This window comes from Dongia rigui, assembly GCF_034044635.1.
Classification (GTDB): domain Bacteria; phylum Pseudomonadota; class Alphaproteobacteria; order Dongiales; family Dongiaceae; genus Dongia; species Dongia rigui.
Genome location: NZ_JAXCLX010000001.1, coordinates 1,063,429 through 1,087,083, shown reverse-complemented (window position 1 = coordinate 1,087,083; position 23,655 = coordinate 1,063,429). Strand labels below are relative to the sequence as shown.

The 23,655-nt window shown below is 63.6% G+C and carries 23 protein-coding genes and 1 riboswitch; of the genes, 10 read left to right on the top strand and 13 right to left on the bottom strand.

All coding sequences use genetic code 11. The annotated features are described in order from the left end of the window. Window positions 1–34: 34 nt before the first annotated feature. From ubiA to SMD31_RS04890, 3 genes are read left to right on the top strand one after another with little or no spacing between them, the layout of a single operon-like run. The gene (gene ubiA / locus SMD31_RS04900; protein ID WP_320499626.1) at window positions 35–940 is read left to right on the top strand and encodes a 4-hydroxybenzoate octaprenyltransferase; all 906 of its coding nucleotides are present in this window, start codon (window positions 35–37) and stop codon (window positions 938–940) included. Window positions 941–944: 4 nt separating this feature from the next. Continuing rightward, on the top strand, window positions 945–1,604 hold the full coding sequence (locus SMD31_RS04895) for a class I SAM-dependent methyltransferase (RefSeq protein ID WP_320499624.1): 660 nt from the start codon (window positions 945–947) through the stop codon (window positions 1,602–1,604). Next, window positions 1,601–2,323 carry an MOSC domain-containing protein gene (locus SMD31_RS04890; protein WP_320499622.1) on the top strand — a complete coding sequence of 241 codons (723 nt, stop codon included), beginning with the start codon at window positions 1,601–1,603 and terminating at the stop codon, window positions 2,321–2,323. Before SMD31_RS04895 ends, SMD31_RS04890 begins: the two co-directional genes overlap by 4 nt. 153 nt (window positions 2,324–2,476) lie before the next feature. On the opposite strand, the gene SMD31_RS04885 is transcribed toward SMD31_RS04890, so the two are convergent. The 4 genes from SMD31_RS04885 to SMD31_RS04870 all read right to left on the bottom strand — a co-directional run bounded on the left by SMD31_RS04885 (window position 2,477) and on the right by SMD31_RS04870 (window position 5,284). Then, window positions 2,477–3,115, bottom strand: a complete 639-nt coding sequence (locus tag SMD31_RS04885; RefSeq protein WP_320499620.1) for a peroxiredoxin — start codon at window positions 3,113–3,115, stop codon at window positions 2,477–2,479. 37 nt (window positions 3,116–3,152) lie between these two features. Next, entirely contained in the window at window positions 3,153–4,016 is an 864-nt protein-coding gene (locus SMD31_RS04880) for a carbon-nitrogen hydrolase family protein (protein ID WP_320499618.1), read from the bottom strand. Window positions 4,017–4,083: 67 nt separating this feature from the next. After that, window positions 4,084–4,347, bottom strand: a complete 264-nt coding sequence (gene grxC / locus SMD31_RS04875) for a glutaredoxin 3 (RefSeq protein WP_320499616.1) — start codon at window positions 4,345–4,347, stop codon at window positions 4,084–4,086. Window positions 4,348–4,516: 169 nt separating this feature from the next. Continuing rightward, window positions 4,517–5,284, bottom strand: coding sequence for a ComF family protein (locus SMD31_RS04870; RefSeq protein ID WP_320499615.1), 768 nt, complete (start codon window positions 5,282–5,284; stop codon window positions 4,517–4,519). 96 nt (window positions 5,285–5,380) lie between these two features. Between SMD31_RS04870 and SMD31_RS04865 the strand changes: the two genes are divergently transcribed. Next, a complete protein-coding gene (locus tag SMD31_RS04865) occupies window positions 5,381–6,262 on the top strand; it encodes a methyltransferase domain-containing protein (protein ID WP_320499613.1) in 882 nt (293 codons plus the stop codon). Between the two features lie 15 nt (window positions 6,263–6,277). On the opposite strand, the gene SMD31_RS04860 is transcribed toward SMD31_RS04865, so the two are convergent. Genes SMD31_RS04860 through SMD31_RS04840 form a run of 5 tightly spaced genes read right to left on the bottom strand, consistent with a single transcriptional unit; the run spans window position 6,278 to window position 10,179 of the window. Beyond that, complete coding sequence (locus SMD31_RS04860) at window positions 6,278–6,970, bottom strand: FecR family protein (RefSeq protein ID WP_320499612.1); 693 nt, start codon at window positions 6,968–6,970, stop codon at window positions 6,278–6,280. Window positions 6,971–7,002: 32 nt separating this feature from the next. Then, on the bottom strand, window positions 7,003–7,410 hold the full coding sequence (gene mutT, locus SMD31_RS04855) for an 8-oxo-dGTP diphosphatase MutT (protein ID WP_320499611.1): 408 nt from the start codon (window positions 7,408–7,410) through the stop codon (window positions 7,003–7,005). Further along, a complete protein-coding gene (locus SMD31_RS04850; protein ID WP_320499610.1) occupies window positions 7,407–7,991 on the bottom strand; it encodes a GNAT family N-acetyltransferase in 585 nt (194 codons plus the stop codon). The genes mutT and SMD31_RS04850 overlap by 4 nt, the downstream gene beginning before the upstream one ends. Beyond that, window positions 7,972–9,207, bottom strand: coding sequence for a bifunctional glutamate N-acetyltransferase/amino-acid acetyltransferase ArgJ (argJ, locus tag SMD31_RS04845; protein WP_320499609.1), 1,236 nt, complete (start codon window positions 9,205–9,207; stop codon window positions 7,972–7,974). Before argJ ends, SMD31_RS04850 begins: the two co-directional genes overlap by 20 nt. Window positions 9,208–9,249: 42 nt before the next feature. Further along, on the bottom strand, window positions 9,250–10,179 hold the full coding sequence (locus tag SMD31_RS04840) for a peptidylprolyl isomerase (RefSeq protein ID WP_320499607.1): 930 nt from the start codon (window positions 10,177–10,179) through the stop codon (window positions 9,250–9,252). Window positions 10,180–10,396: 217 nt separating this feature from the next. Here SMD31_RS04840 and secA point away from each other — a divergent pair, with 217 nt between their 5' ends. After that, complete coding sequence (secA, locus tag SMD31_RS04835) at window positions 10,397–13,039, top strand: preprotein translocase subunit SecA (RefSeq protein WP_320499606.1); 2,643 nt, start codon at window positions 10,397–10,399, stop codon at window positions 13,037–13,039. Between the two features lie 192 nt (window positions 13,040–13,231). Here secA and pip read toward each other — a convergent pair whose 3' ends face one another. From pip to SMD31_RS04820, 3 genes are all read right to left on the bottom strand, one after another. Next, window positions 13,232–14,173, bottom strand: a complete 942-nt coding sequence (gene pip, locus SMD31_RS04830) for a prolyl aminopeptidase (protein WP_320499604.1) — start codon at window positions 14,171–14,173, stop codon at window positions 13,232–13,234. 103 nt (window positions 14,174–14,276) lie between these two features. Continuing rightward, a complete protein-coding gene (locus SMD31_RS04825) occupies window positions 14,277–14,798 on the bottom strand; it encodes a hypothetical protein (RefSeq protein WP_320499603.1) in 522 nt (173 codons plus the stop codon). Window positions 14,799–14,902: 104 nt separating this feature from the next. Continuing rightward, the gene (locus SMD31_RS04820; protein ID WP_320499602.1) at window positions 14,903–15,829 is read right to left on the bottom strand and encodes a GGDEF domain-containing protein; all 927 of its coding nucleotides are present in this window, start codon (window positions 15,827–15,829) and stop codon (window positions 14,903–14,905) included. 117 nt (window positions 15,830–15,946) lie between these two features. On the opposite strand from SMD31_RS04820, the gene SMD31_RS04815 reads away from it, so the two are divergent. The 4 genes from SMD31_RS04815 (at window position 15,947) to thiQ (ending at window position 20,494) form a co-directional block, all read left to right on the top strand. Continuing rightward, window positions 15,947–16,834 (top strand): choline/ethanolamine kinase family protein, encoded by an 888-nt coding sequence (locus SMD31_RS04815; RefSeq protein WP_320499601.1) that lies wholly within the window; start codon window positions 15,947–15,949, stop codon window positions 16,832–16,834. A 170-nt stretch (window positions 16,835–17,004) separates the two neighbouring features. Next, window positions 17,005–17,120: riboswitch (TPP riboswitch) on the top strand. A 62-nt stretch (window positions 17,121–17,182) separates the two neighbouring features. Further along, complete coding sequence (gene thiB, locus SMD31_RS04810; protein ID WP_320499600.1) at window positions 17,183–18,193, top strand: thiamine ABC transporter substrate binding subunit; 1,011 nt, start codon at window positions 17,183–17,185, stop codon at window positions 18,191–18,193. A 5-nt stretch (window positions 18,194–18,198) separates the two neighbouring features. After that, a complete protein-coding gene (thiP, locus tag SMD31_RS04805; protein ID WP_320499599.1) occupies window positions 18,199–19,806 on the top strand; it encodes a thiamine/thiamine pyrophosphate ABC transporter permease in 1,608 nt (535 codons plus the stop codon). Then, window positions 19,793–20,494, top strand: coding sequence for a thiamine ABC transporter ATP-binding protein (gene thiQ / locus SMD31_RS04800; protein ID WP_320499598.1), 702 nt, complete (start codon window positions 19,793–19,795; stop codon window positions 20,492–20,494). Before thiP ends, thiQ begins: the two co-directional genes overlap by 14 nt. Before the next feature lie 6 nt (window positions 20,495–20,500). On the opposite strand, the gene SMD31_RS04795 is transcribed toward thiQ, so the two are convergent. After that, window positions 20,501–21,811, bottom strand: coding sequence for an aspartate aminotransferase family protein (locus tag SMD31_RS04795; protein WP_320499597.1), 1,311 nt, complete (start codon window positions 21,809–21,811; stop codon window positions 20,501–20,503). Window positions 21,812–22,064: 253 nt separating this feature from the next. Between SMD31_RS04795 and SMD31_RS04790 the strand changes: the two genes are divergently transcribed. Then, window positions 22,065–23,654 (top strand): peptide ABC transporter substrate-binding protein, encoded by a 1,590-nt coding sequence (locus tag SMD31_RS04790; protein WP_320499595.1) that lies wholly within the window; start codon window positions 22,065–22,067, stop codon window positions 23,652–23,654. The last annotated feature ends 1 nt before the right edge of the window (window position 23,655 follow it).

The following is a 23,655-nucleotide window of genomic DNA, read 5'->3' as shown; positions in this document are numbered from 1 at the left end:
GCAAACTAGCGGCATTTGATGACATGATAAACCGATGAACGACGCCAGCAATATCCGCGCGCTTGATTGGGTCGACCGGTACCTGCCGGCCAGCTTGCGGCCCTATGCGCGCCTGGCCAGGCTCTCCCGGCCGATCGGCACCTGGCTGTTGCTCTTTCCCTGCTGGTGGTCGATCACCCTTGCCGGCCCGAAAGGCTTCGCGCCGGATCTGAAGCTCGTCGTCCTTTTTGCCATCGGCGCGCTGGTCATGCGCGGGGCGGGGTGCACGGTCAACGACATCGCCGACCGCGATTTCGATGCCAAGGTGGCGCGCACGGCGACCAGGCCGCTCGCCTCCGGTGCCTTGAGCCTCAAACAGGCGCTGGTGTTCCTGGCGCTGCAGCTGCTCGTCGGCTTCGTCATTCTCATTCAGCTGCCGTTTTTTGCCATCCTGCTCGGCGTCGCGTCCCTGGCGCTGGTCGCTGCCTATCCATTCATGAAGCGCATCACCTGGTGGCCGCAGGCGTTCCTGGGCCTCACCTTCAACTGGGGGGCACTGCTCGGCTGGGCTGCCGTCACAGGCGACCTCGCCGCGGCGCCGGTCTGGCTTTATGTCGGCGGCCTTTTCTGGACGCTGTTCTACGACACGATCTATGCCCACCAGGACAAGGATGACGACGCCCTGATCGGCGTCAAATCGACCGCGCGGCGTCTTGGCGCCGATACCAAGAAATGGCTGAGTGGGTTTGGCGCGCTGGTGGTGTTGTGTTTTGGTGCGGCACTGCTCTCCGCCGGGAGCGGCTTTGCCGCTTATCTCGCCCTTGCCGGCGTTGCCATGCATCTTGCCTGGCAGCTTTACGATGTCGATATCGATGATGGGCCCGATTGCGATGCCAAGTTCCGCTCCAACCGTTTCATCGGCTGGATCTTGTTTCTCGGCATCATCGTGGATCGGCTCTGACCCGGTGAGCGATCCCACCAGCTTCATCCGCGCCCAGACGAAGATCGCAAGACCCAGCCTGGTGCCGGAGCTGAAACTGCATCTCGCCACCGAGATCAGCCCGATCTGGCGCGCAACGCAGAAGGAGCTCGATGATCTGGGCCTGCCGCCGCCTTATTGGGCCTTCTGCTGGCCGGGTGGGCAGGCGCTCACACGCTACCTGATCGACGATCCCAAATCGGTGAAGGGCAAGCGCGTGCTGGATTTTGCAGCCGGCAGCGGCCTTTCCGGCATCGCTGCGGCGCGTGCTGGCGCTGCTTCGGTGATCGCGGCCGAAATCGACGATTTCGCAGCCGAGGCGATCCGCCTCAATGCCGATCTCAACAAGACGCGGATCGAGGTGGTGACACAGGATCTGGTCGGGCGGATGGATCTCGGCCTCGATCTCGTTCTCGCCGGCGACGTGTGTTACGAGCGGCCGATGGCGGAGCGGGTCTTTGCCTGGTTCGAACAATTGGCTGAAGCCGGTGTCACCGTGCTGATGGGCGATCCGGGTCGCGCCTATCTGCCGCGAAAAGGGCTTACCGAGGTCGCACGCTACCAGGTGCCGACCTCGATCGAACTGGAAGACAAGGACATGCGACTGACACTGGTCTGGCGTATCGGCAAAGGAGATGTGGCGTGAGCGTGAGAGTGAGCGGTCTCTATCGCTATCCGGTGCAAAGCGTGCGGGGCGAGGAATTGCCGCAGGCGACATTCGGCCCGCGTGGCATGCCCGGCGACCGGGACTTTGCGATTGTCGATCTGGAACTGGGCGCCATCGCGCATTCCAGCCGCGCCAAGAAGAATTATCGCCCGCTCATCACCTGGCATGCGCGCTTTGTAACCGATGTCGATGCTGCCGCACCGGTGGTGGAGCTCGACTTTGCCGATGGCAGCACGATGCGCAGCGACGATACCCAGCTCGACGCCGTCATCAGCGAGCGCCTCGGCATGCCGGCGGCCTTCGTGAAGAATGACGGCAGGCGTGTGCCGAAGCTCTATGAGCTCAGCCATTGCCATCTGCTGACCACCGCCACCTTGAAGCGCTTGCAGCAGGAGCATGCGCGCGGCAATTTCGCGCCGGCCCGCTTTCGCCCCAACATCATGCTGGATGCCGGTGACGCCGTGGGTTTCATCGAAGAGGATTGGATCGGCCATCCTGTCGCGATCGGCGGTGCGACCTTCAACGTGAACGACGTCTGCAAGCGCTGTGCGATGACCACGCGCGCGCAAGGCGATCTGCCCGACGACCCAGGTATTCTCCACGCCACCGCTGCCAACAAGACGAATGCCGGCGTCTACAGCGCGATCGCCAGCCAAGGCACTGTGAAGGTCGGCGACGCCGTGAAGGTGGTCGCGTAACCGGCGACAGTGGATCCCCGGGTCAAGCCCGGGGATGACGAGATCTTCCGGTTCGCTCTTTTTTCGTCATGCCCGGGCGTGACCCGGGCATCCACAGCCAACCAAAAAAGCCCCGCGGGTTTCCTCGCGGGGCTTTTCACATTTCAACGCCGCTTACTTGTTCGGCTGCGGGGTGATGCGCAGATACGGTTTGATCTTCTTATAGCCCTTGGCGGCGAACAGCTTGTCGGCTTCGGCGTCGGGAATGCTCGGCGGGATGATGCAATCATCGCCATCGCGCCAGTTGACCGGCGTCGCCACCTTGAAATTGGCGGTGAGCTGCAGGGAATCGAGGACACGGATGATCTCGTCGAAATTGCGGCCCGTGCTCATCGGATAGGTGATCTGCAGCTTCACTTTCTTGTCCGGGCCGATGATGAAGACCGAGCGCACGGTGGCGGTTGCATCGGTATTCGGGTGGATCATGTCGTAAAGCTCGGAAACCTTGCGGTCGGCATCGGCCAGCAGCGGGAAGTTCAGGGCATGGCCCTGCGTTTCCTTGATGTCGCCGATCCAGCCCTGGTGTTCCTTCAAGCCGTCGACCGACAGACCGATCACCTTGGTGTTGCGTTTGTCGAATTCCGGTTTCAGGCGCGCCACTTCACCCAGTTCGGTGGTGCAGACCGGGGTGAAGTCCTTGGGGTGCGAAAAGAGGATCGCCCAGGAATTGCCGATCCAGTCGTGGAACTTGATCTTGCCGTCGGTCGAATCCTGCTCGAAATCCGGGGCGGTGTCGCCAAGTCGAAGGCTCATATCTATCTCCTCTGTCGCTACTTGTTTTTCAAAGAAATCATTCGCCGGCGGCGCTGAGCGCGCCCTGCGGTTTGGTAAAGCTGCGGTCATGGGTCAAGGCGGGCACGGCGTGGCGCGCCTTGGTCACCAACGCTGGGTCGATCTCGGCGGTCACGACACCGACCTCGCTGCCGGCATCGGCCAGCACCTTGCCCCAGGGGTCGATGATCAGCGAATGGCCATAGGTGCCGCGGCCATCGGCATGCATGCCGGTCTGGGCCGCTGCAAACATGAAGCAGCCGGTCTCGATGGCGCGGGCACGCAACAGCACATGCCAATGCGCTTCTCCCGTCGGCACGGTGAAGGCGGCGGGGCCGGTCAGATATTTGGCGCCACCTTGCGCCAGGGCCCGGTGCAGATAGGCAAAGCGCACGTCGTAGCAGATGGTGAGGCCAAGGCCGCCCCAGGGCGTGTCGGCGACGACGGCCTCGACGCCGGGGCGCACCTGCGCCGATTCGCGGTGGCTTTCGCCCGTCGGCAGGTCGACATCGAACATATGGATCTTGTCGTAGCGCGCCACGATGTCGCCCGCCGGATTGAACACGAATTGCCGATTGGCGATGCGCGTCGGTTCCGCGCGCACCGGCATCGAGCCGATCACCAGCCACGCGCCCAATTCCTTGGCGAGCGCACTGAAAGCCGGCAGGCCGGGATGCTCGGCCTCGACCGGCGTCTTGGCAAGCGAGGCTTTCTTGTCAGGCTCAAGGATGGTCGTGTTCTCAGGCGTCACGATCAGCCTGGCACCCTTGGCATGGGCGGCGCGGATGAGGTCGGTCGCGGCCTTGATGTTGGGTTCGACATCGCGCTGCGCATTCATCTGCACGCAGGCGGCGGTGAAGACGGCGGATGTGTTTTCCGTCATGATTTTCGTTCCCCTCATGTCAAATGGCCGGTGGCAATACAGGCAGCCGGTCCTGGGCGATGCTCGGTTAGTGGCTGGCCTGGAGCAGCGGCTTCAATTTGCCGGCCTGGTCGAGGGCGTAGAGGTCGTCGCAGCCGCCGACATGTTCGCCGTCGATGAAGATCTGCGGAACCGAGGTGCGGCCACCGGCGCGCCGGCGCATTTCATCGCGCAGCTTGCCGTCGGTCATGACGTCGATTTCGGTGAAGGCGGCACCACGCTCTTCCAGCAGTTTCTTGGCGCGGTAGCAGTAACCGCACAGCATGGTCGTGTAGATTTCAACCTTGGCCATTGACGCACCGATAGGAGATGAACCCGGCGGCGACCGGTCACCCGGCAATGCCGCCCACTGGGGTAATGTCAGGCTTCGCCGTGCCGTTGACAAGGGGGTGGTCCCGGAGCCGGCACAAGCTTTCCTTGCCAAAAGACGCAGAATTTTTGCTGGAACAGGGGTTTACCCGTCAATCCGCCTGAATGACCCTGGCAATGGCCAGGACATTGACCGCGCCGGCACCGCCCTGGCGCAGGACCTTGGCGCAATTGGTGACGGTGGCCCCGGTCGTGATCACATCGTCGATCAGCAGGATTCGCTTCCCCGGCAGCGCGGCCAGGCGCCGCGGATGGAGTGCAAAGGCACCGGCGACATTGCGTTGGCGGGCAAGGCGACCAAGATGGCCCTGTTTTTGGGTGGCCCGGCGGCGGATGAGAAGATCGGGGATGACGGGCTTGTCCGACAGACTGCCCAGTTCTTGCGCCAGGAGTGCCGCCTGGTTGTAGCGGCGGGCGAACAGGCGCGACCAATGCAGCGGCACCGGCACGATGAGGTCGCTCTCCGCCACCAACTCGCGTCCGGCCCGGCCCAGCCATGCGCCGAAGGTGGGGGCGAGCGAGGTGCGGTCGGCATGCTTGAAGGCAAGGACCAGGTCGCGGCTCGCCTCGTCATAGCGCAGCACCGCGCGGGCGCGATCGAAGGCCGGGTGATTCTGCGTGCAGGCACCGCACAGAGCATCCGGCCCCAGGTCGAAATCGAAAGGCTGGCCGCAGCAGGCGCAACAAGGCGGCGACAGGAAGCTCAGCTGTTGCCAGCAGGTGGGGCAAAGGGCGCCGGCAGCCGCCACCACCTCGCCGCATTTAAGGCAGCGCGGTGGCAGGACGGCATTCAGCACATGCGCAAGGCTGCGCTTCAAGGGCGGGATGAGCCGTTGTCCAAGATCTTGCGTGACGGTCATAAAGCCATTTGACGAATTGCTGAACGGTTCGTCAATCTTGGCGCGCAGGGCGAAAGGCGGTTGCGCCGCGGCACCCCATCGGCATACTCCGGCGCCATGACCGATGACCGTCTCATCTTCGACCGCGCACAACTGCGCCGGCAACGCCGGCGGGCAGCATCTGGCTTTGGCGGCCACGACTTTCTGTTCCGAGAACTGGCGGAGCGGCTGCTCGATCGGCTGGCCGATATCCGCCAGGGCTTTCCGCTGGCAGCAGATATCTCACCGCAGCCGGGTTTCCTTGCCGCCCTGCGGCGCGAGATCGACCCGGCCCTGGGCGGCATCGAGCGGATGCTCGCGGCCGGCCCCGTATCGCCACCCCCCGGCGCTGTCGGTGTGGTCTGCGAGGAGGAGGCCTTGCCCTTCCGTCCCGGCAGCCTCGACCTCATCCTCAGCTGTCTGGGGCTGCATTGGGTCAACGACTTGCCGGGCGCCTTGGTACAGATCCGCGATGCGCTGCGGCCCGACGGCTTGTTCCTGGGCGTGCTGCTGGGGGGCGAGACCCTGACCGAATTGCGGCAATGCCTGATGGAAGCGGAACTGGCGGCGAGCGGCGGGGCGAGCCCCCGCGTTTCCCCCATGGTCGGCATGCGCGACGCGGCGGGGCTGCTGCAGCGCGCGTCCTTTGCCCTGCCGGTCGCGGATTCCGAGACGATCACCGTCACCTATAAAGACGCGCTCGCCTTGATGCGCGAATTGCGCGGCATGGGCGAGGGCAATGCGCTGGTGGCCCGCCCGCGGCGTCCGGCCCGCCGCGAAGTGATCGCCCGGGCCAGCGCCCTTTATGCTGCGCGCTTTGCCGAACCCGACGGGCGCATCCGGGCAACGTTCCAGGCGATCTTCCTCACTGGCTGGGCACCGGCCGCCAACCAACAGCAGCCAGCGCGGCGCGGCAGCGGCGAGGTCAATCTGCGGGACGTGTTCGGCAGCACGTGCTGAAAGGGGCGTGCGCGCCTAGTTGTTGCCGCCGCCACCTTCGCTGTCGCCGTCGCGGGCGCGGCTCGAATTGTCGCGGCCTATGGCATTGAACCAGCCGTCATCGACGATGGCATCGGCGACCGAGATCACATCGTCGATAATTTCGATGCCGTTCGATGTCACGCGCGCACTTTGTCCGGCGCTGAGCTTGGCGCTGGCGCCGGTACCCTTGGCGCGAATGTCGACCTCGCCATCGACGAGGCCCAGCAGCGTGTCGCCATTGGCGCGCACGCCGAGCTTCAAATTGGTGCCGCGAATGGTGATGGTGGCAGTCGGCGTCTCCAACGAGACACCGCCCTTGGGCATCACGCCCGTGATCCAGCGGAAGGCGCCACGGGTCAGGGTCAAGACCGCCTCGCCACTATTGGCGCCGGCATCGAAGGCGAAACGGTCGATCGTCACCTTGGCCTCGGCGCCGATGACTAGGTCGGAGCCATCGATGAAGCCGATCTCGATGGCGCTGTGCTGGGTCGTTTCGATGAGCTCGTCGGCGACGATGCCGTCGCGCCGTTGCTTCGGCGTCCGGCTGCCCTGCGGCTCGGTCCCATAGACGGCATTCTGTACGCGCTGCACCAGACCGACCGGATCGGCCAAGGCCGGCTGGGCGGCGCTCAGCAACAGCACGGCGAGGCTGCCGGCGGCGGCGCAGATCTTGGTCTTAGATCGCATTTTATGATTCCCCGGTGTCGCGTCGGGGTATCTCACAGCAAATCGCAGATCATGGCAATGAGCGGCTTGTCGGCGGGCGGCATCGGATAGTCGCCGAGGCGCGTCGGGCGCACCCAGGCCAGTTGCTGGCCTTCCATCCCGCGCACCTGCCCCTCCCAACGCCTGCACACATAGAGCGGCATCAGGAGATGGAAGGTCTCGTAGGTATGGGAGGCGTAGGTGAGGGGTGCCAGGCAGCTTTCCTTGACGTCGATGCCAAGCTCTTCCTGGAGCTCGCGGATGAGCGCCGCTTCCGGTGTCTCGCCTTCATGGACCTTGCCGCCGGGAAATTCCCACAGGCCAGCCATGCTCTTGCCCTCGGGGCGTTGGGCCAGCAGCACGCGGCCATCGGCATCGACCAGGGCCACGGCAACCACCAGAACCATTTTCTTGGTCGTCATGCGGCGCGGCCCGTGGCACGCAGCCAATCGTTGCGCTTCAAGCGCCGATGAATGACGGGGAGGTGGCCGTTCTGGGCGCGGGAATGAATCTCGCCCGTACCGCAGATGGTGAAGCCGATCTTTTCAAGGACACGGTGCGAGGCGTCATTGACCGTGACGGCCGAGGCGATCAGTTCCGGCAAGGCGAAGTTCTCGAAGGCGAGGCGCACGAGGCGGCCGGCGGCTTCCGAGGCATAGCCCTGGCGCCAGTGCTCGCGGCCGATCCAATAGCCAAGCTCCGGACCTTCCGGCGTCTTCTGCAAGCCGACGCAGCCGAGCAGCTGGTCATTGTCCTTCTTGGCGATGGCCAGCACCAATGCCGCTTCCGGATCGTCGATGAAGCGGGAGGCGGCCTCGGGTGCCGCCTCGGGCGTGGCGATGAAATCGAGCGCCATCTTCAGATCGTACGGATAGGGAATGGTGGCGGTGTAGCGCGCCACTTCGAAATCGTCGACCAGGCGCACGACTTCCGGCGCGTCGGCAACCGTCAATGGGCGCAGGCGCAGGCGTTCCGTAACGATCTCAGGAACGATAATCGGCATTGATCTCGATATAGCGATGGGTGAGGTCGCAGGTCCAGACGCGGGCCTTGCCGCTGCCGATACCGACATCGACGCCGATATGGACGTCACGCGTCTTGATATGGGCGGCAACCGGTGCCTCGTCGTAATCGGGGCGGCGCTGGCCATTGCGGGTGATCTCGACGCCGCCGATACTGATCGACAGTTTGTCACGGTCGGCCTTTTCGCCGGACTTGCCGACGGCCATGACGATGCGGCCCCAATTGGCGTCTTCGCCGGCAATGGCGGTCTTGACCAGCGGCGAATTGGCGATGGCGAGGCCGATGCGGCGGGCGGCGGCCGCACTGGCGGCACCCGAGACGTCGATGGTGACGAGCTTTTCCGCCCCTTCGCCATCCTGCACCACCTGCACGGCAAGATCGGTAAGGAGCGATTCAAGGGCGGCGCGGAATTCCTTGAGGATCGGGTCGGTGGCCGATGCCGGCTTCTTGTGCTTGGGCCCTTGCCCTGTCGCGACCAGCAGCAACGTGTCGCTGGTCGAGGTGTCGCCATCCACCGTGATGCAGTTGAAGGATTTGTCGGCTGCCTTGGCAAGCAATGTCTGCAGGATGGCGGCCGGGATCTTGGCGTCGGTTGCCACAAAAGCCAGCATCGTCGCCATGTCCGGCGCGATCATGCCGGAACCCTTGGCGATGCCGTTGATCGTCACTTCTGCATCGCCGATTTTGGCCGTGCGGGTCGCCACCTTTTCGAACGTGTCCGTCGTCATGATGGCGCGGGCGGCATCGTTCCAGGCATCTTCCTGCAGGTCCTTGATGAGGGCCGGCAGATTGTCGGTGATGCGCTTGTCGTTGATCGGTTCGCCGATGACACCGGTCGAGGCGATGAAAATCTCGGAGACCTTGCAGCCCAGAGATTTGGCCGTGGCTTTGAGGCAGCGGTCGACCGCCTCGATGCCGACCTTGCCGGTAAAGGCATTGGCATTGCCAGCATTGACCAGGATGGCTCGCGCCTTGCCGCCTTTCAAATGCTTGCGGCAGATATCGACCGGGGCCGAGCAGGTGAGCGACTTGGTGAGGACGCCGGCGATGGTGCTGCCCGGGGCAATCTCCATCAGCATCACGTCCTTGCGGCCCTTATAGCGGACGCCGCATTCGCGGGCGGTAAGCCTGACCCCGGGAAGGGCCGGCAACGGATGAATCACATTCGGTGCAAGCGGCGAGACCTTAGAGGCCATCTGTTGTCGGCCTTTCCTGGGATCGTTGGTGGGATGGGTAGGTTACGGCTGGGCCGGCTTCAGGCCGCCATTGGGATCAACGATGTCGAGCTTGGCGGCATCCTTCAGATCCTTGGCAACCTGCTGGCGCAGTTCTTCGACCAGGTCGAGGCGCACGTCTTCCTTCGACTTGTCGAAGGTGGGCAGCGGCTTGGTGCGGTCGCCCGTGATCTTGATGACGTGATAGCCGAATTGCGACTTCACCGGGGCCTTGCTGACCTCGCCATCCTTCATGGCGAAGGCGGCTTCTTCGAATTCCTTCACCATCATGCCCTTGGCGAACCAGCCCAGCGCGCCGCTATTGCTCTTGGCGCTGGGGTCGATCGACTTTTCAGCAGCGATCTTGGCGAAGTCGCCGCCCTTTTCCAGATCGGCGATGATGGCTTTTGCCTCATCCTCGGTCTTGACCAGGATGTGGCTGGCCGAGATCTCGCGCTCTGGCGGCAGCTTCTTCACATCGTCGTCGAACTTCGCCTTGAGCTCGTTGTATTTGGCATCGACCTGGGCGTCGGTGACCTTTTCCTCGATCAGCTTCTTGAAGAAGACCTGACGGATGGCGTTGTCCTCGATCTGGCGGACCGAATCATCGACCAGCTTGGTGACTTCCGGGTCCTTGTCGAGACCGTCGGCGCGGCCCTTGGCGGCGACCAGTTTGAGGAAGATGTAGCGGTCGAGCAACTGCGGGAAGAACTGGTCGACATTGTTGCGGATCTGCGGGTCGAGGCCCGAGGCGGACTCGATGATGTCCTGGCGCGTGATGTCGACGCCGTCGAGCTTGGCTACCACCAGCTTGGGGTCTGGCTGGCCGGCTTGCGCCGGGGCGGCGGTCGCCGGTTGGGTGGTGGTGGAATTGTCCTGCGCCCAGGCAAAGCTGTGGCTGAGGGCGAGGAGGACGCTGGCCGTCAGGGCCTGGCGGAAGGTCGGAGTGGCCATGGGATTAGGGGTATCCTTTGGTGCCTGAAAATGCCCGGGGCGGGGTGGGCCATTTTGGGTCGCCAAGCCGCCAAGCGCCGGGGACTATGCCGCGCGTTTCCTGCCCTTACAAGCGGAAAGGTCAAGGATTTCCGGTACTTCACCCCAAGTTGACAGGGGAACGCCCGCGACCTATCTGTTGCGCAACCACATTCAGGATTTTTAAGGGTTTCTCAGCATGTTCGCGGCGTTGGCGAGGCGGGTCTTCGGATCCGCGAATGACCGTTTTATTAAGACCTTAGACAAGACGGTCGAAGCCGTGAACGCCCTGGAGCCCGCCGTCCAGGCCCTCTCCGACCAGGACCTGCGCGCCCGGACCGATTGGCTGCGCGGCCGTCTGGAAAAGGGCGAGACCCTCGACGACATCCTGCCCGATGCCTTTGCGACCGTCCGCGAAGCAGCAAAGCGCACCCTGGGCCAGCGGCATTTCGATGTCCAGATCAAGGGCGGCATCGTCCAGCACCAGGGCAAGATCTCGGAAATGAAGACCGGCGAAGGCAAGACGCTGGTGGCGACCCTTGCGGTCTATCTCAATGCGCTCGAAGGCAAGGGCGTGCATGTGGTCACCGTCAACGACTACCTTGCCAAGCGCGACGCCAGCTGGATGGGTCAGGTCTATCAGTTCCTGGGCCTCAGCGTCGGGTCGATCGTCCATGGCCTCAACGACCAGGAACGCCGGGCCGCTTATGCCTGCGACATCACCTACGGCACCAATAACGAATTCGGCTTCGATTATCTGCGCGATAACATGAAGCACCGCGTCGAGGACATGACGCAGCGGCCGTTCAACTACGCGATCGTCGACGAAGTCGACAGCATCCTCATCGACGAGGCGCGCACGCCGCTCATCATCTCAGGTCCGACCGAGGATAATTCCGACCTCTATTACAAGGTCGACAAGCTCATTCCGCATCTGGTCGATGCCGATTTCGAAAAGGACGAGAAGTCGCGCCATGTGACGCTGACCGATGCCGGCAATGAGCATATCGAGCAGCTGTTGCGCGGCGTGGGTCTCATGAAGGCGGGGACACTTTACGACACGGCCAATATCAGCCTGGTCCACCATGTGAACCAGGCCCTGCGCGCCCATAAGCTCTTTGCCCGCGATGTCGACTACATCGTCAAGGATGACAAGGTGGTCATCATCGACGAATTCACCGGCCGCATGATGGAAGGCCGCCGCTATTCGGAAGGCCTGCACCAGGCCTTGGAAGCCAAGGAAAACGTCTCGATCCAGAACGAGAACCAGACGCTGGCCTCGATCACCTTCCAGAACTATTTCCGCATGTATCCGAAGCTCTCCGGTATGACGGGTACGGCGATGACGGAAGCGCCGGAATTCTCGGACATCTATGGCCTGGACGTGGTCGAGATCCCGACCAATGTGCCGGTCAGCCGCAAGGATTACGACGACGAGGTCTATCGGACTGCGGCCGAGAAATTCAAGGCGATCAGCGAACTGGTCGAGGAATGCCGCGCCCGCAACCAGCCGGTGCTGGTCGGTACGGTGTCGATCGAGAAATCGGAAATGCTCTCGGAGCATTTGAAGAAGAAGAAGATTCCGCATTCGGTCCTGAACGCACGCTATCACGAACAGGAAGCCTATATCATCGCCGATGCCGGCGTGCCGGGCGCCGTCACCATCGCCACCAACATGGCGGGCCGCGGCACCGACATCCAGCTGGGCGGCAACGTGAAGATGCGCGTCGAGCGCGAGCTCGCCGATGTGCCGGCGGGCCCCGAGCGCGATGCCAAGATTGCGGCCATCACCGCCGATGTGGAAGCCAAGAAGAAGATCGCGCTTGAAGCCGGCGGCCTCTTCGTCATCGCGACCGAACGTCATGAAAGCCGCCGCATCGACAACCAGCTGCGCGGCCGGTCGGGTCGCCAGGGCGATCCCGGCGCCTCGCGCTTCTTCCTCTCCCTCGAAGATGACCTCATGCGCATCTTCGGCTCGGAGCGCATGGACACCATGTTGAAGCGCTTAGGCCTCAAGGAGGGCGAGGCGATCGTCCATCCCTGGATCAACAAGGCGCTGGAGAAGGCGCAGCAGAAGGTCGAGGCGCGCAACTTCGAGATCCGCAAGAACCTGCTGAAATTCGACAACGTCATGAACGACCAGCGCAAGGTCGTCTACGAACAGCGCCGCGAGATGATGGCGGCGGATGACCTCAAGGAAGAGGTTCTCTCCATGCGCCATGAGGTCGTCGAAGACCTCATCGGCCGCTATGTGCCGGAAAAGGCCTTTGCCGAACAATGGGACACCAAGGCCCTGCATGAAGAAGTCCTGCGCATCTTCGCGCTCGACCTGCCCTTTGCCGATTGGGCCAAGGAAGAAGGCATCGCGGATGAGGCAATGCGCGAGCGCCTGGTCGAGGCGATCGACCGCAAGATGGCGGAAAAGGCCGCCAATATCGGCCCGGATCTGATGCGCGCCATCGAGAAGTCGCTGGTGCTGCAGGTCTTGGACCAGAACTGGAAAGAGCATCTCCTCAACATGGATCACCTGCGCCATGCCATTGGCCTGCGTGCCTATGGCCAGCGCGATCCCTTGAACGAGTACAAGCGCGAAGGCTTCGAGATGTTCGAAGCGATGCTCGACCGCCTGCGGGAGCAGGCGACCTCGATGCTCTCGCATATCGAAGTCCGGGCTGAAGCGCCGCAGCAGGCGGCCCCCGCAGCTCCCGCCGGTCCAGTGATCGAGAACAGCGGTATCGACAAGAACAACCCGGCGACCTGGACCAACCTCAACCGCAACGCCGAATGCCCCTGCGGTTCGGGCAAGAAATACAAGCACTGCCACGGCCAGCTGACAGCGTAGAGCGCTTAACGGTCTGATGAAAAAAAAGCCCGCCGCATTCTGAATGCGGCGGGCTTTGTTCTTAATTCGTCATGGTACGCGAAGGCGTACCATCCACGAGTTTGTCAGAGGCTGATGAAAGCAACGCGTGGATGGTCGGCCTGCGCCGACCATGACGGGTTTGGGATTGCCGGGAACGAAGCGGTTTCCCACTTACCCCGCGAACTTGTCGGTGGCGCTGATGAGCTGGTGCATGATGCCTGGCTCGTCGAAGGCGTGGCCGGCATCGTCGACAATGATGAATTCGGCTTCCGGCCAGGCCTTGTGCAATTCCCAGGCGGTGATCGCCGGGGTGCAGACGTCGTAGCGGCCCTGGATGATGACGCCGGGGATGTCTTTGAGCTTGCCCGCATCGCGGATGAGCTGGCCGTCATCCATCCAGCCGCCATGGGTGAAATAGTGGTTCTCGATGCGGGCGAAGGCGAGGGCGAACTGGTCCTGGCCATAGGACGTGCTGTTCTGCTTGCTGGGCAGCAGCTTGATGGTGCTCCCCTCCCAGATGCTCCAGGCGCGCGCGGCTTCGATCTGCGCCTTTGGGTCACTGCCGGTGAGGCGCTTGCGATAGGCCGCCACCAGATCGCCGCGCTCGGGCAGCGGAATGGGAGCAAGGAAAGATTCCCAGAGGTCGGGAAAGAGGTTCGACGCACCTTCCTGATAGTACCAGTCGATCTCGCGCTTCTTCAGCGTGAAGATGCCGCGCACGATGAGTTCGCTGACGCGGGTGGGGTGCGTCTCGGAATAGGAGAGGGCGAGGGTGGCGCCCCATGAGCCGCCGAAAACCAGCCATTTCTCGACGCCCATGATCTGGCGCAGGGATTCGATATCCTTCACCAGATCCCAGGTGGTGTTGTTCTCAAGGCTCGCATGCGGCTTCGAGCGGCCGCAGCCGCGCTGATCGAACAGCAGCACGCGATATTTCTTCGGATCGAACAGGCGGCGATGCGCGGGGCTGCAACCGGCGCCCGGGCCGCCATGCAGGAAGACCGCGGGCTTGCCGTCGGGATTGCCGCTTATCTCCCAATAGACTTGGTGGCCGTCGCCCGTGTCGAGATAGCCGGTGCGATAGGGTTCGATCGCCGGATAAAGCGTGCGCATGATGGAAATCCGTCCTGAAGGCTGGTGGAGAGTGGTTCAGTCAGCCTTCAGGATTAGGCGATCTTGCCGGAACGGGCAAGGCGGGCGCGCAAAGGCTGAACGATTACTCCGCCTTCACGCCGTCCAGGGCCAGATCGCCGTTTTCGATAGCCTGGCGCAAGGCGGCGAGGCCGAGCTCCACTTCCTCGGCCATCTCACGCGCGCGCCGGATGTCGACCACATCCAGCTCACCGATCGGTCCGCGCTTACCGCTTGCCAGATCGACGATCTGGGCCAGATACCGGCCCTTCAGTTTGGCAAGGAGTCGCGCCACGCGCTGCACCTCGATCGGCGTGCAGGAGCTCACCGCATGCGCCGTTTCGGCGCGCGTAAAGGCGCGGATGTCGGAATTGAGGTGGTAGAGATACTGGCCGACGCTCGGCACGTTCTCGAAAATCTTGGCCCGTCCTTGCGCCAGCCCCTGGGGCTGGGCCGCACGCGGTGGGCGCACCTCGGCAAAGCCTGCCTGCGGCACTTTGAGCGGTGTCACATTGCCGGCTGCGTCCGGCCGCCCGAGGCTGACCTCTATACGGCTGCGATCATTCGGTTTTTCAGGCTCGGCACGCTTCGAGAACATGGACAACATGGGCAGAATCTTCCCCTTGCTCGTGAGGTCATGCCCAGACGATGCAAGGGGTGTGCCGTCCTATCCCGCGTCAGGCAAAGACGACTCTCAGGCAAAGACGACTCTCAGGCAAAGACGAAGAGATTGCTGCCGTGATCGCGCGCCTGCAGCATGGCGTCGGTGGCGCGCGACAGCAGCCCCTCGGCACCGGTGGCGCTGGTCGGATAGAGCGAGATGCCGATCGCCACATTGACCGAGAGCGGACCCCCGCCCGCGTCCAAGGGCTTGACGAACTCTTCGATGATTTTTTCGGCGACGATCTGGATGTCTTCGACGCGGGGCATCGATTCGGCCAGGATCGCCAGCTGCTGCTGCTCGAAGCGCGCGATCGTATCGCTGCTGCGCAGGATCGGCGTGATGCGCTCGGCCAGCTCGCGCATGGCAAGGTCGCGATAGGGGCCATCCTCGCCATGGCCGTCGGGCAGGTTCTCGATATCGACCAGCAGCACGGCGAAGAAATCTCGGTTGCGCTTGGCGCGCCGCACGGCCAGCGACAGGATCTCCCAGAACAGGATCTGGCTGGGCAGGCTGGTGATGGGATCGAAGAGGCGCAGGCGCGTGAGCTTGCGTTCCGATTCCCGCCGCGCCAGGGCATAACGCACCGCGCGGCGCAGCAAGGGACCGGACAAATCGGCAATGGCCAGCACATCGGTGGCGCCGGCAGCCAGCGCCCCTTGCGCCACCTGCGAGGCTTCGCTGTCGACCAGGCCGATGACCGGGCCGCTGCGCGAGATGATAGGAATGGCGGCGAGCAGATTGTGATGGTTGGTGCCGCCGCCGCGCAGATCATAGAGGGCAACGCCCAGGATGCCGGCTTCCGCCAGCGCCCGCGATGCCTTTTCCGGGTCACCCACGACCGACAGCGTCAGTGGTTCCTGGGCCGCATCCTGCGCATATTGCTTGATCCGCCCCGCCAAGTCGGCATCGCCGGTGAGGGCCACCAGCGTCACGGCTGTGTCGACCATGGAAAAGGCGGGGGTGTCGCTGGCCATCAGGAACTCGCTTGGCGGTTAGGCAAGCCCGAACGGTGACAGAGGCCGGCGCCCCTGGCAAGACTGCTGCACAAGCCCGGCTTGCCAAATCCGGCGGCGCTGGGCTAAGCGGACAGCATGCAACTCGACGACGACATCGAACATTTGTTTACGCACGTGCCGCTGCTGGCGGGGGTGCCGCGGGCGGCGTGGCGCATGTCGCCTTTGGGCGGCATCACCAATCGCAGCTATCGCCTTCAGGCCGATGGGCAGGACCTGGTCCTGCGCTGGCCCGGTGCCAGTGCCTCGCGCTATCTCGATCGCCGCGCCGAGCCGCTCAATGCACAGGCCGTGGCAGGATTGGGTTTGGCACCGCCGGTGCTGGCCGCGGATCCGGATGCCGGCTGGTACATCACCGCCTTCGTCACCGGTGCCGAGACATTGAATGCCGGTGATGTGGCCGACCCGGAGACCTTTGCCGGCATGCTGAAGCTGCTCACCACCTTGCACCGGTCGGACGTGGCCTTTCCCTTTCAGCAAGGCCTCTTCAAGGCGATCGATCTCTATATCAAGCTGGCGCCGACGCAGCTGATGCAGGACGTGCGGCGGGCGCTGGAGCCGCTGCGCCTGGCGCTTGCGCGCCATCCCTTGCCGCGCGTCGCCTGCCATATCGATCCCAACCCGGCGAACTTCCTGCGTGACGGCGCGGGCCGGCTCTTTTTGATCGACTGGGAATTCGCGGCGACCGAGGAACCGCTGTGGGATCTCGCCGCCGTGACGATGGAGGCAGGCGTCGACCCCGCGATGGCACAGGTGCAAATCGAGCCATTGATCGGGTCCGCGCAATGGCCGCGCTTCGAACTCTATAAGACGGCGCTCAATCTGGTCGCCGCTAGCTGGTGCGAGGCGGAGCTGGTGGCAGCCAATGATTCCCCGGACCTCGTCGCCTTGCGCGATGACCGGCTTTTGCACCTCAAGCAGCGCCTGGGTGATCCGCGATACCAGGACTGGCTGCGGAGCGCTTGAGCGCCCCCTCACCCCAACCCCTCTCCCCACTAACGTGGGGCAAGGGGCTTTTTGCCGAAGCCGCTGGAAACTCCCTCGCCCCGCTTGCGGGGAGAGGGTTGGGGTGAGGGGCCTTGCTTGCGGGTACCGGCACCCCGCTTGACAAGTCACCCGAAGCTGACGACATTGGCCGCCACTCAACGGGGTGCCCCAGTTTGCGAGGGGCTGAGAGAAGCGAGAGCTGCGCTTCAACCCGCGGAACCTGATCCGGGTCATGCCGGCGGAGGGATATGAGTCAGCGATTTGAGCGCATCAGCCCCAATCACGACTTTCAGTCTCTTCCGGCGCCCTTGCGGAGGAGATGACGTCATGCGCTTGCACCCCTTGTTGCTTTCGACCCTGTTCTTGTCCATGGCGGCCATGCCCGCAGCGTTGGCGGCGGAGAAGCCGGTTCTCACCATCTACACCTACAATTCCTTCACCAGTGAATGGGGTCCAGGTCCGGTGCTGGAGAAGGCCTTCGAAGGGACTTGCGGCTGCGACATCAATTGGGTGGCGCTGGAAGATGGCGCGGCGCTTCTGGCGCGGTTGAAGCTCGAAGGCAAGAACACCAAGGCGGATGTGGTGCTGGGTCTCGACACCAACCTCACGGCCGAGGCAAAGGCCACCGGGCTCATTGCCCCGCATGGCACGGATTTGTCGGCGCTGACATTGCCGATCGCCTGGAACGATGCCGAATTCGTGCCCTATGACTGGGGCTATTTCGCCTTCGTCTATGACAGCGAAAAGCTCAAAGACCCCCCGAAAAGCCTTGCCGATCTCATCGACGGCAAGGATGCGCCAAAGGTCATTCTCGAAGATCCGCGCACCAGCACGCCGGGCCTTGGCCTGGTGATGTGGCTGGGCGAAGTCTATGGCGACAAGGCCGGCGAAGCCTGGGCAGGGCTGAAGCCGAAGATCCTTACCGTCAGCAAGGGCTGGAGCGAGGCCTATGGCCTGTTCACGCAAGGGGAAGCGCCGATGGTGCTCTCCTACACGACCTCGCCCGCTTATCACCAGATCGTCGAGAAGACCGACCGCTACAAGGCGCTGGTCTTCCCGGAAGGAAATTACATGCAGGTCGAAGTGGCGGCGGCGATCGCCGGTTCGGCGCAGGCGGATCTTGCCAAGGCCTTCCTCGCCTTCCTGGTTTCGCCGGAGGCCCAGAAGGTCATCCCGACCACGAACTACATGTATCCGGTGCGCGATATCGGCGCCGATCTGCCGGCGGAATTTGTCGCTTTGCCCAAGCCGGAAAAATCGCTGTTGCTGCCGGCAGACGAGGCCGCCAAGCATCGCGACGACTGGATCAAGACATGGGTCGAGGCGGTCAGCCAGTAACGCCGATGTCGCAGAGGACCACCGCAAACGGGCGCCAGCCTGCAGCCTTCCTCATCGGTTGCGGGCTGGCGCTCGCCCTGGCGGCAGCGGCGATCGCCGTGCTTGTCTTGCTGTGGCAGGCGGGTGGAGATATCGCCAGCGTCTCGTTCCGCTATCTCGGCAAGGTGCTGGCCTTCACCTTGTGGCAGGCCTTGCTGTCGACAGTGTTGTCCCTGGTGGCCGCCGTTCCAGTGACTCGCGCCTTGGCGCGGCGGTCCGAATTTCCTGGCCGCGCCTGGCTGCTGCGCCTCTGCGCCTTGCCGATGGTGATGCCGACCATCGTTGGCATCTTCGGCGTCGTCGCCGTGTTCGGCGGCAGCGGCTATCTGGCGGCAGTGGCGGCGCTCGCCGGATCGGATTGGCGCCCGCGCCTCTATGGCCTTCAGGGCATTCTCATCGCCCATGTCTTCTTCAACCTGCCGCTCGCCATCCGCCTGCTGCTGCCGGCCTATGCCGCGGTGCCCGCGGAAAGCTGGCGCCTTGCGGCACAACTCGGCATGACGGGGCGCGATGTCTTCCGCTTCATCGAAATGCCGCTGCTGCGCCAGCAACTGCCGGGCATCGCCGTCATCATCTTCATGCTGTGCTTCACGACCTTTGCCGTGGCGCTGACATTGGGCGGCGGTCCGGCGGCGACGACGCTGGAAGTCGCGATCTATCAGGCGCTGCGCTTCGATTTCGACTTGAGCCTTGGCGCCCTGCTGGCGATCCTGCAGGTGGTGCTTTGCGCCGGTGGTGCCTTCGCGGTCTGGCGCATGGGGCGCGAGATGACGATGGGGGCCGCCACCCGTCTCGTGATCAGGCGCTATGATGGTGCGACCACCGGAACGCAACTGATGGATTACGGCTTCATTCTGCTGGCGGCGCTGTTTCTGGTCCTGCCGATCGCGGCTTTGGTGCAGAAGGGCATCGCTGGCATCAGCGCCGCCGCTTCACCTGCCAGCCTGTCGAGGGCCGGCATCGTCAGCCTGGCACTGGGTCTCGGCGGCGGCGGGCTCGCGACGGTTATCGGCTATCTGCTGGCACAAACAAGGCAGCGGCTGGTCGCACTGGGCCACCCGCGTGCTGCCATGCTGATGGCGCTCACTGGCCGGCTCGGCCTCTTCGTCTCGCCGATGGTGATCGGCACCGGCATCTTCCTCGCCGCTACGGGCCACGTCGATCTCTATGCGCTGGCCGTTCCCGGTGTCATCGTGCTGAACGCCGTCATGGCCTTGCCCTTCGTCCTTGGCCTGCTGGAACCGGCCATCGCGATGGCGGCCGAACGCCATGATCGGCTGTGCGCGGCGCTCGGCATCAAGGGGTGGCACCGCTGGCGCGAGATCGACTGGCCGGTCTTGCGCCGGCCGCTCGGCAGTGCCTTTGCCTTTGCCAGCGTCATCGCCATGGGCGATCTGGGCGCCATCGCCCTCTTTGGCAGCCAGGATCTCACCAACCTCACACTGCTGCTCTATGGCCAGCTCGGCGCCTATCGCCTGGACGGTGCCGCGAGTACCGCGCTGTTGTTGCTGGCCCTGACTTTGGTGACATATGCCGCATTGGAACGCTGGGTGGGTGGACGTGAGCTACGTTGAGATCAAGGGTGTCGAGTTCACCTATGAAGATCTGCTGATGCATTTCGATCTGGCCGTCGAACGGGGCGAGGTCATGGCCGTCATTGGCCCGAGCGGGGCGGGGAAGAGCACGCTTCTCGCCCTGGTCGGCGGGTTTGAGACGGCGCAGGCGGGCCGTATTCTGATCGACGGCGCCGATATCACCGATCTGCCGCCAGAGGTGCGCCCCGTGACGACCCTCTTTCAGGACCACAATCTCTTCGCCCATCTCACCGTCATCCAGAATGTGGGCCTCGGCCTCCATCCGGGTCTGCGCCTGATGCCGGCGGAGAAGGAACAGGTGACCTGGGCCCTCAACGAGGTGGGCCTCACCGGCTTCGAGGAACGCCTGCCCGGCCAGCTCTCCGGCGGCGAGCGCCAGCGTGTCGCAATCGCGCGCTGCATCCTGCGCCGGCGTCCCGTGCTGATGCTGGACGAAGCCTTCGCGGCGCTGGGGCCGGCCTTGCGCAAAGAGATGCTGGAACTGGTTCTTTCCTTGAGGACGCAGAAGGATCTCACCGTGCTGATGGTGACGCATGATCCGGCAGATGCGCTCTTTGCCGCCGATCACACGGCCTTCATCGCCGCGGGCAAGGTCGTCACCAGCGGCCGGACCGCCGCGGTGCTGGCATCAGAGCACCCAGCGATCCGCGACTATCTCGGGACGTGAGGGGTTCTACGCTGCCAGCAGCGGCTTGCGCGAGGTGATGAATTCGTCCGTCTGGGCGACGAAGCGGTCGATATCGCGATCGGTCAAAGCGAGGCTCAGCGCCATATAGCCGCGGCGCGCGAAGAACAGACCGGCGGCGATGAAGTCAAGATGCATCAGCTTGTGGATCTTGCTTTGCCGCGCTTCCTCCTCGGCGCTGTCATGGACCGGGCGATCCATGACGTCCTGGGTGAAGTGTATGCCAATGAAGGAGCCGACGCCGGTCGCGGTGAACGGCACGCCGTGTTTCTCGCCCAGCGCATTCAACCCGTCGCGCAGCCGGTCGCCCTTGGCGTTGAGCGACATCGCCGCTTCCGGCGTGTAGATATCGCGCAGTCCCGTGAGGCCGGCGGCCATCGACAGCACATTGTTGTTGAAGGTACCGGCATGGGGCCAATAGCCGGGCTTTTCCGGGTCGTAATGGCCCATGATGTCGGCGCGCCCGCCGAAGGCACCGAAGGACGAGCCACCGCCGAGATATTTGCCCAGCGTCGTCATGTCCGGCGTCACGCCCAAAGCTGCCTGCAAGCCGCCGGAGGAGAGGCGCGAGGTCATTACCTCGTCGAAGATGAGGATGATATCGAGCTCGCTTGCCGCCTGGCGCAGGGCGCCGAGGAAGTCCTGGCGCGCCGGCAGGCAGCCGCCGCTGCCCAGCATCGGTTCAATCAGGATGGCCGCCAGTTCGGCGCCGTGCTGGCGGATGAGACCCAGTGTGCCCTCGACATCGTTATAGGGCGCGATGACCCAATCGAGCGGCAGGTTGATGGGAATGCCGCCATGGCCGAAATAAAGCACGCCGCCATGATAGCCGCCGTCGAACACCATCACCTTCTTGCGCCCTGTGTGCGCCTGGGCGGTCATCAGGGCAAAGACATTGGCCTCGGTGCCGGAATTGCAGAAGCGCAGGGCTTGCAGCGACGGAAAGCGGCTCTTCAGCAGCCCTGCCAGTTCCGCCTCATAGACATTGGGCCCGCCGAGCACCGTGCCGTCATCGATGGCTCTCTTCAATGCTGCCTGGATCTTCGGGTTGGAATGGCCGTAGAGCCCGGCCGAATACTCGCCGAGATAATCGGTGTAGCTGTGGCCGTCGAGGTCGGTGAGCGTGGCGCCTTCGCCCTTGCTCCAGGCGAGCGGGAAAGGGGAATAGTGCAGGACCGTGCGCGTGTTGCCGCCCGGCATCGCGCTGCGCGCGGCTTCGTGGCGGGCGAGGCTCGCCGGATTGGCGGCCGTGTAGCGGCTTTCGGCTTCGGCAAGGGCGGCATCGAGCGAGACGTTCATCGTTAACCTCAATATCGGCGGCGCGAAATCGGTGGGGCAGCTTGACAGCGCCCCCACTTCCTCGACTAGAGTGGGTGCACAAGCTGTATACAGCATGCCATAAGGCCTTGTTGCGGCGCAACATTGGCGGCTGGCAGCCTCTTTTAGCCCATTTGTGCAATTCGGGCGAGGGGCGCTAGGGTGGCGGAACCAGATCGGGACAACCGGTCGGTGCGTGACAGGACAGGCATGAAACGATCGGGAGAGAGACAACATGATTATCAGGAAGTTGGCGCTGGCGACCAGCATGGCTGCGCTGCTCGCGTTTTCGGCTGCTGCTGCCAGCGCCGAAATGGTCCTCAATCGCGGCATCGGCGCCACCATCGGCACGCTCGATCCGCATATCAACTTCCTCGCCTGGGAAGGCTGGATCCTTGACGACGCCTATGAAGGCCTGGTCGCCAACGATGCCGGCGGCGCCGTCATTCCGGGTGCCGCGGAAAAGTGGGACATCAGCGATGACGGCCTCACCTATACCTTCCATCTGCGTGACGGCCTCAAATGGTCGAACGGCGATGCGCTGAAGGCGCAGAATTTCGTCGACGGCATCGTCCGCACGATCGATCCGGCGACCGCCTCCGACAAGGCCTATATCTTCACCTCGACCATCCGTGTGGCTGGCGCCCAGGATTTCGTCGATGGTAAGAGCAAGGACGCGAAGTCGGTCGGCATCTCGGCCCCGGACGACAAGACCGTGGTGCTGAAGCTGGCGGCACCCGCGCCGCACGCCCTCTTCGTGCTCGGCTCTTTCTATGCGCCGCCACTCCATAAGCCCAGCCTGGAGAAATTCGGGAAAGACTTCATCAAGCCCGGCAACATCGTCAGCAACGGCGCCTATATCCTCACCGAGAATGTGCCGCAGAGCCATGTGACCCTGGAGAAGAACCCCAATTACTGGGATGCCGCCAACGTCAAGATCGACAAGGTCGTCTACCGCGTGACCGAGGACGACAGCACGGCGGTGAAGCTGTGGCGCGCCGGCGAACTGGACGCGACGGCCGACATCCCGACCGCGCAGATCGATGCGCTGAAAAGCGAATTCGCCGACCAGGTTCATATCTCGCCGTCGACCGAAACCAATTACATGAGCTTCAACATCACCAAGCCGCCTTTCGACAACATCAAGCTGCGGCAGGCGCTCTCCATGGCGATCGACCGCGACACGCTGGTCAACAAGGTGGTGAAGGCGGGCTATGTCGTGAACTATGGCTATGCGGTGCCGATCCCCGGCTATGACGCGCCGAAAGTCGCCGAGGCGACCATGAGCAAGGAAGACCGCATCGCCAAGGCAAAGGCACTTTATGCCGAGGCAGGCTTCGGTCCCGACAAGCCGGTCTCGCTCACCATCGAATCCAGTAACAACGACGTCTATAAGAAGCAGGCGGAAACGGTCGCCGTCATGTGGAAGCAGGTCCTGGGCGTCGATGCCAAGGTCAATGCGCAAGACCGCGACGGTTGGCTCGCGGCCTTCAATGCCGGCGGCTGGGATGTGTTCAATGACAATCTCATCGGCGATTTTCCCGGGCCGGAAACCTATTTGGCCTATATGGATCCCCGCGCCGAGGTCGGTTACCACTGGAAGAACCCAGCCTTTGAAGCGGCCTTCGACAAGGCGATGCCGCTCACCGATCAGAAGGAACGCTGGAAGGTGCTGGCCGAGGCGGAAAAGGCGCTGCTCGACGATTATCTCGTAGCCCCTATCGCCTCCAGCCCGAACCGGCATCTGGTCGCGTCCAAGATCAAGGGCTGGGTCGACAATCCGGCCGACGTCCACGCGACGCGCTTCATGTCGATCAGCCAGTGAC

Coding starts and splice junctions, on each gene's coding strand:
- ubiA (WP_320499626.1), top strand. CDS start 35: ATGAACGACGCCAGCAATATCCGCGCGCTTGATTGGGTCGACCGGTAC.
- SMD31_RS04885 (WP_320499620.1), bottom strand. CDS start 3,115: ATGAGCCTTCGACTTGGCGACACCGCCCCGGATTTCGAGCAGGATTCG.
- SMD31_RS04880 (WP_320499618.1), bottom strand. CDS start 4,016: ATGACGGAAAACACATCCGCCGTCTTCACCGCCGCCTGCGTGCAGATG.
- grxC (WP_320499616.1), bottom strand. CDS start 4,347: ATGGCCAAGGTTGAAATCTACACGACCATGCTGTGCGGTTACTGCTAC.
- SMD31_RS04870 (WP_320499615.1), bottom strand. CDS start 5,284: ATGACCGTCACGCAAGATCTTGGACAACGGCTCATCCCGCCCTTGAAG.
- SMD31_RS04865 (WP_320499613.1), top strand. CDS start 5,381: ATGACCGATGACCGTCTCATCTTCGACCGCGCACAACTGCGCCGGCAA.
- SMD31_RS04860 (WP_320499612.1), bottom strand. CDS start 6,970: ATGCGATCTAAGACCAAGATCTGCGCCGCCGCCGGCAGCCTCGCCGTG.
- mutT (WP_320499611.1), bottom strand. CDS start 7,410: ATGACGACCAAGAAAATGGTTCTGGTGGTTGCCGTGGCCCTGGTCGAT.
- SMD31_RS04850 (WP_320499610.1), bottom strand. CDS start 7,991: ATGCCGATTATCGTTCCTGAGATCGTTACGGAACGCCTGCGCCTGCGC.
- argJ (WP_320499609.1), bottom strand. CDS start 9,207: ATGGCCTCTAAGGTCTCGCCGCTTGCACCGAATGTGATTCATCCGTTG.
- SMD31_RS04840 (WP_320499607.1), bottom strand. CDS start 10,179: ATGGCCACTCCGACCTTCCGCCAGGCCCTGACGGCCAGCGTCCTCCTC.
- secA (WP_320499606.1), top strand. CDS start 10,397: ATGTTCGCGGCGTTGGCGAGGCGGGTCTTCGGATCCGCGAATGACCGT.
- pip (WP_320499604.1), bottom strand. CDS start 14,173: ATGCGCACGCTTTATCCGGCGATCGAACCCTATCGCACCGGCTATCTC.
- SMD31_RS04825 (WP_320499603.1), bottom strand. CDS start 14,798: ATGTTGTCCATGTTCTCGAAGCGTGCCGAGCCTGAAAAACCGAATGAT.
- SMD31_RS04820 (WP_320499602.1), bottom strand. CDS start 15,829: ATGGCCAGCGACACCCCCGCCTTTTCCATGGTCGACACAGCCGTGACG.
- SMD31_RS04815 (WP_320499601.1), top strand. CDS start 15,947: ATGCAACTCGACGACGACATCGAACATTTGTTTACGCACGTGCCGCTG.
- thiB (WP_320499600.1), top strand. CDS start 17,183: ATGCGCTTGCACCCCTTGTTGCTTTCGACCCTGTTCTTGTCCATGGCG.
- thiP (WP_320499599.1), top strand. CDS start 18,199: ATGTCGCAGAGGACCACCGCAAACGGGCGCCAGCCTGCAGCCTTCCTC.
- SMD31_RS04795 (WP_320499597.1), bottom strand. CDS start 21,811: ATGAACGTCTCGCTCGATGCCGCCCTTGCCGAAGCCGAAAGCCGCTAC.
- SMD31_RS04790 (WP_320499595.1), top strand. CDS start 22,065: ATGATTATCAGGAAGTTGGCGCTGGCGACCAGCATGGCTGCGCTGCTC.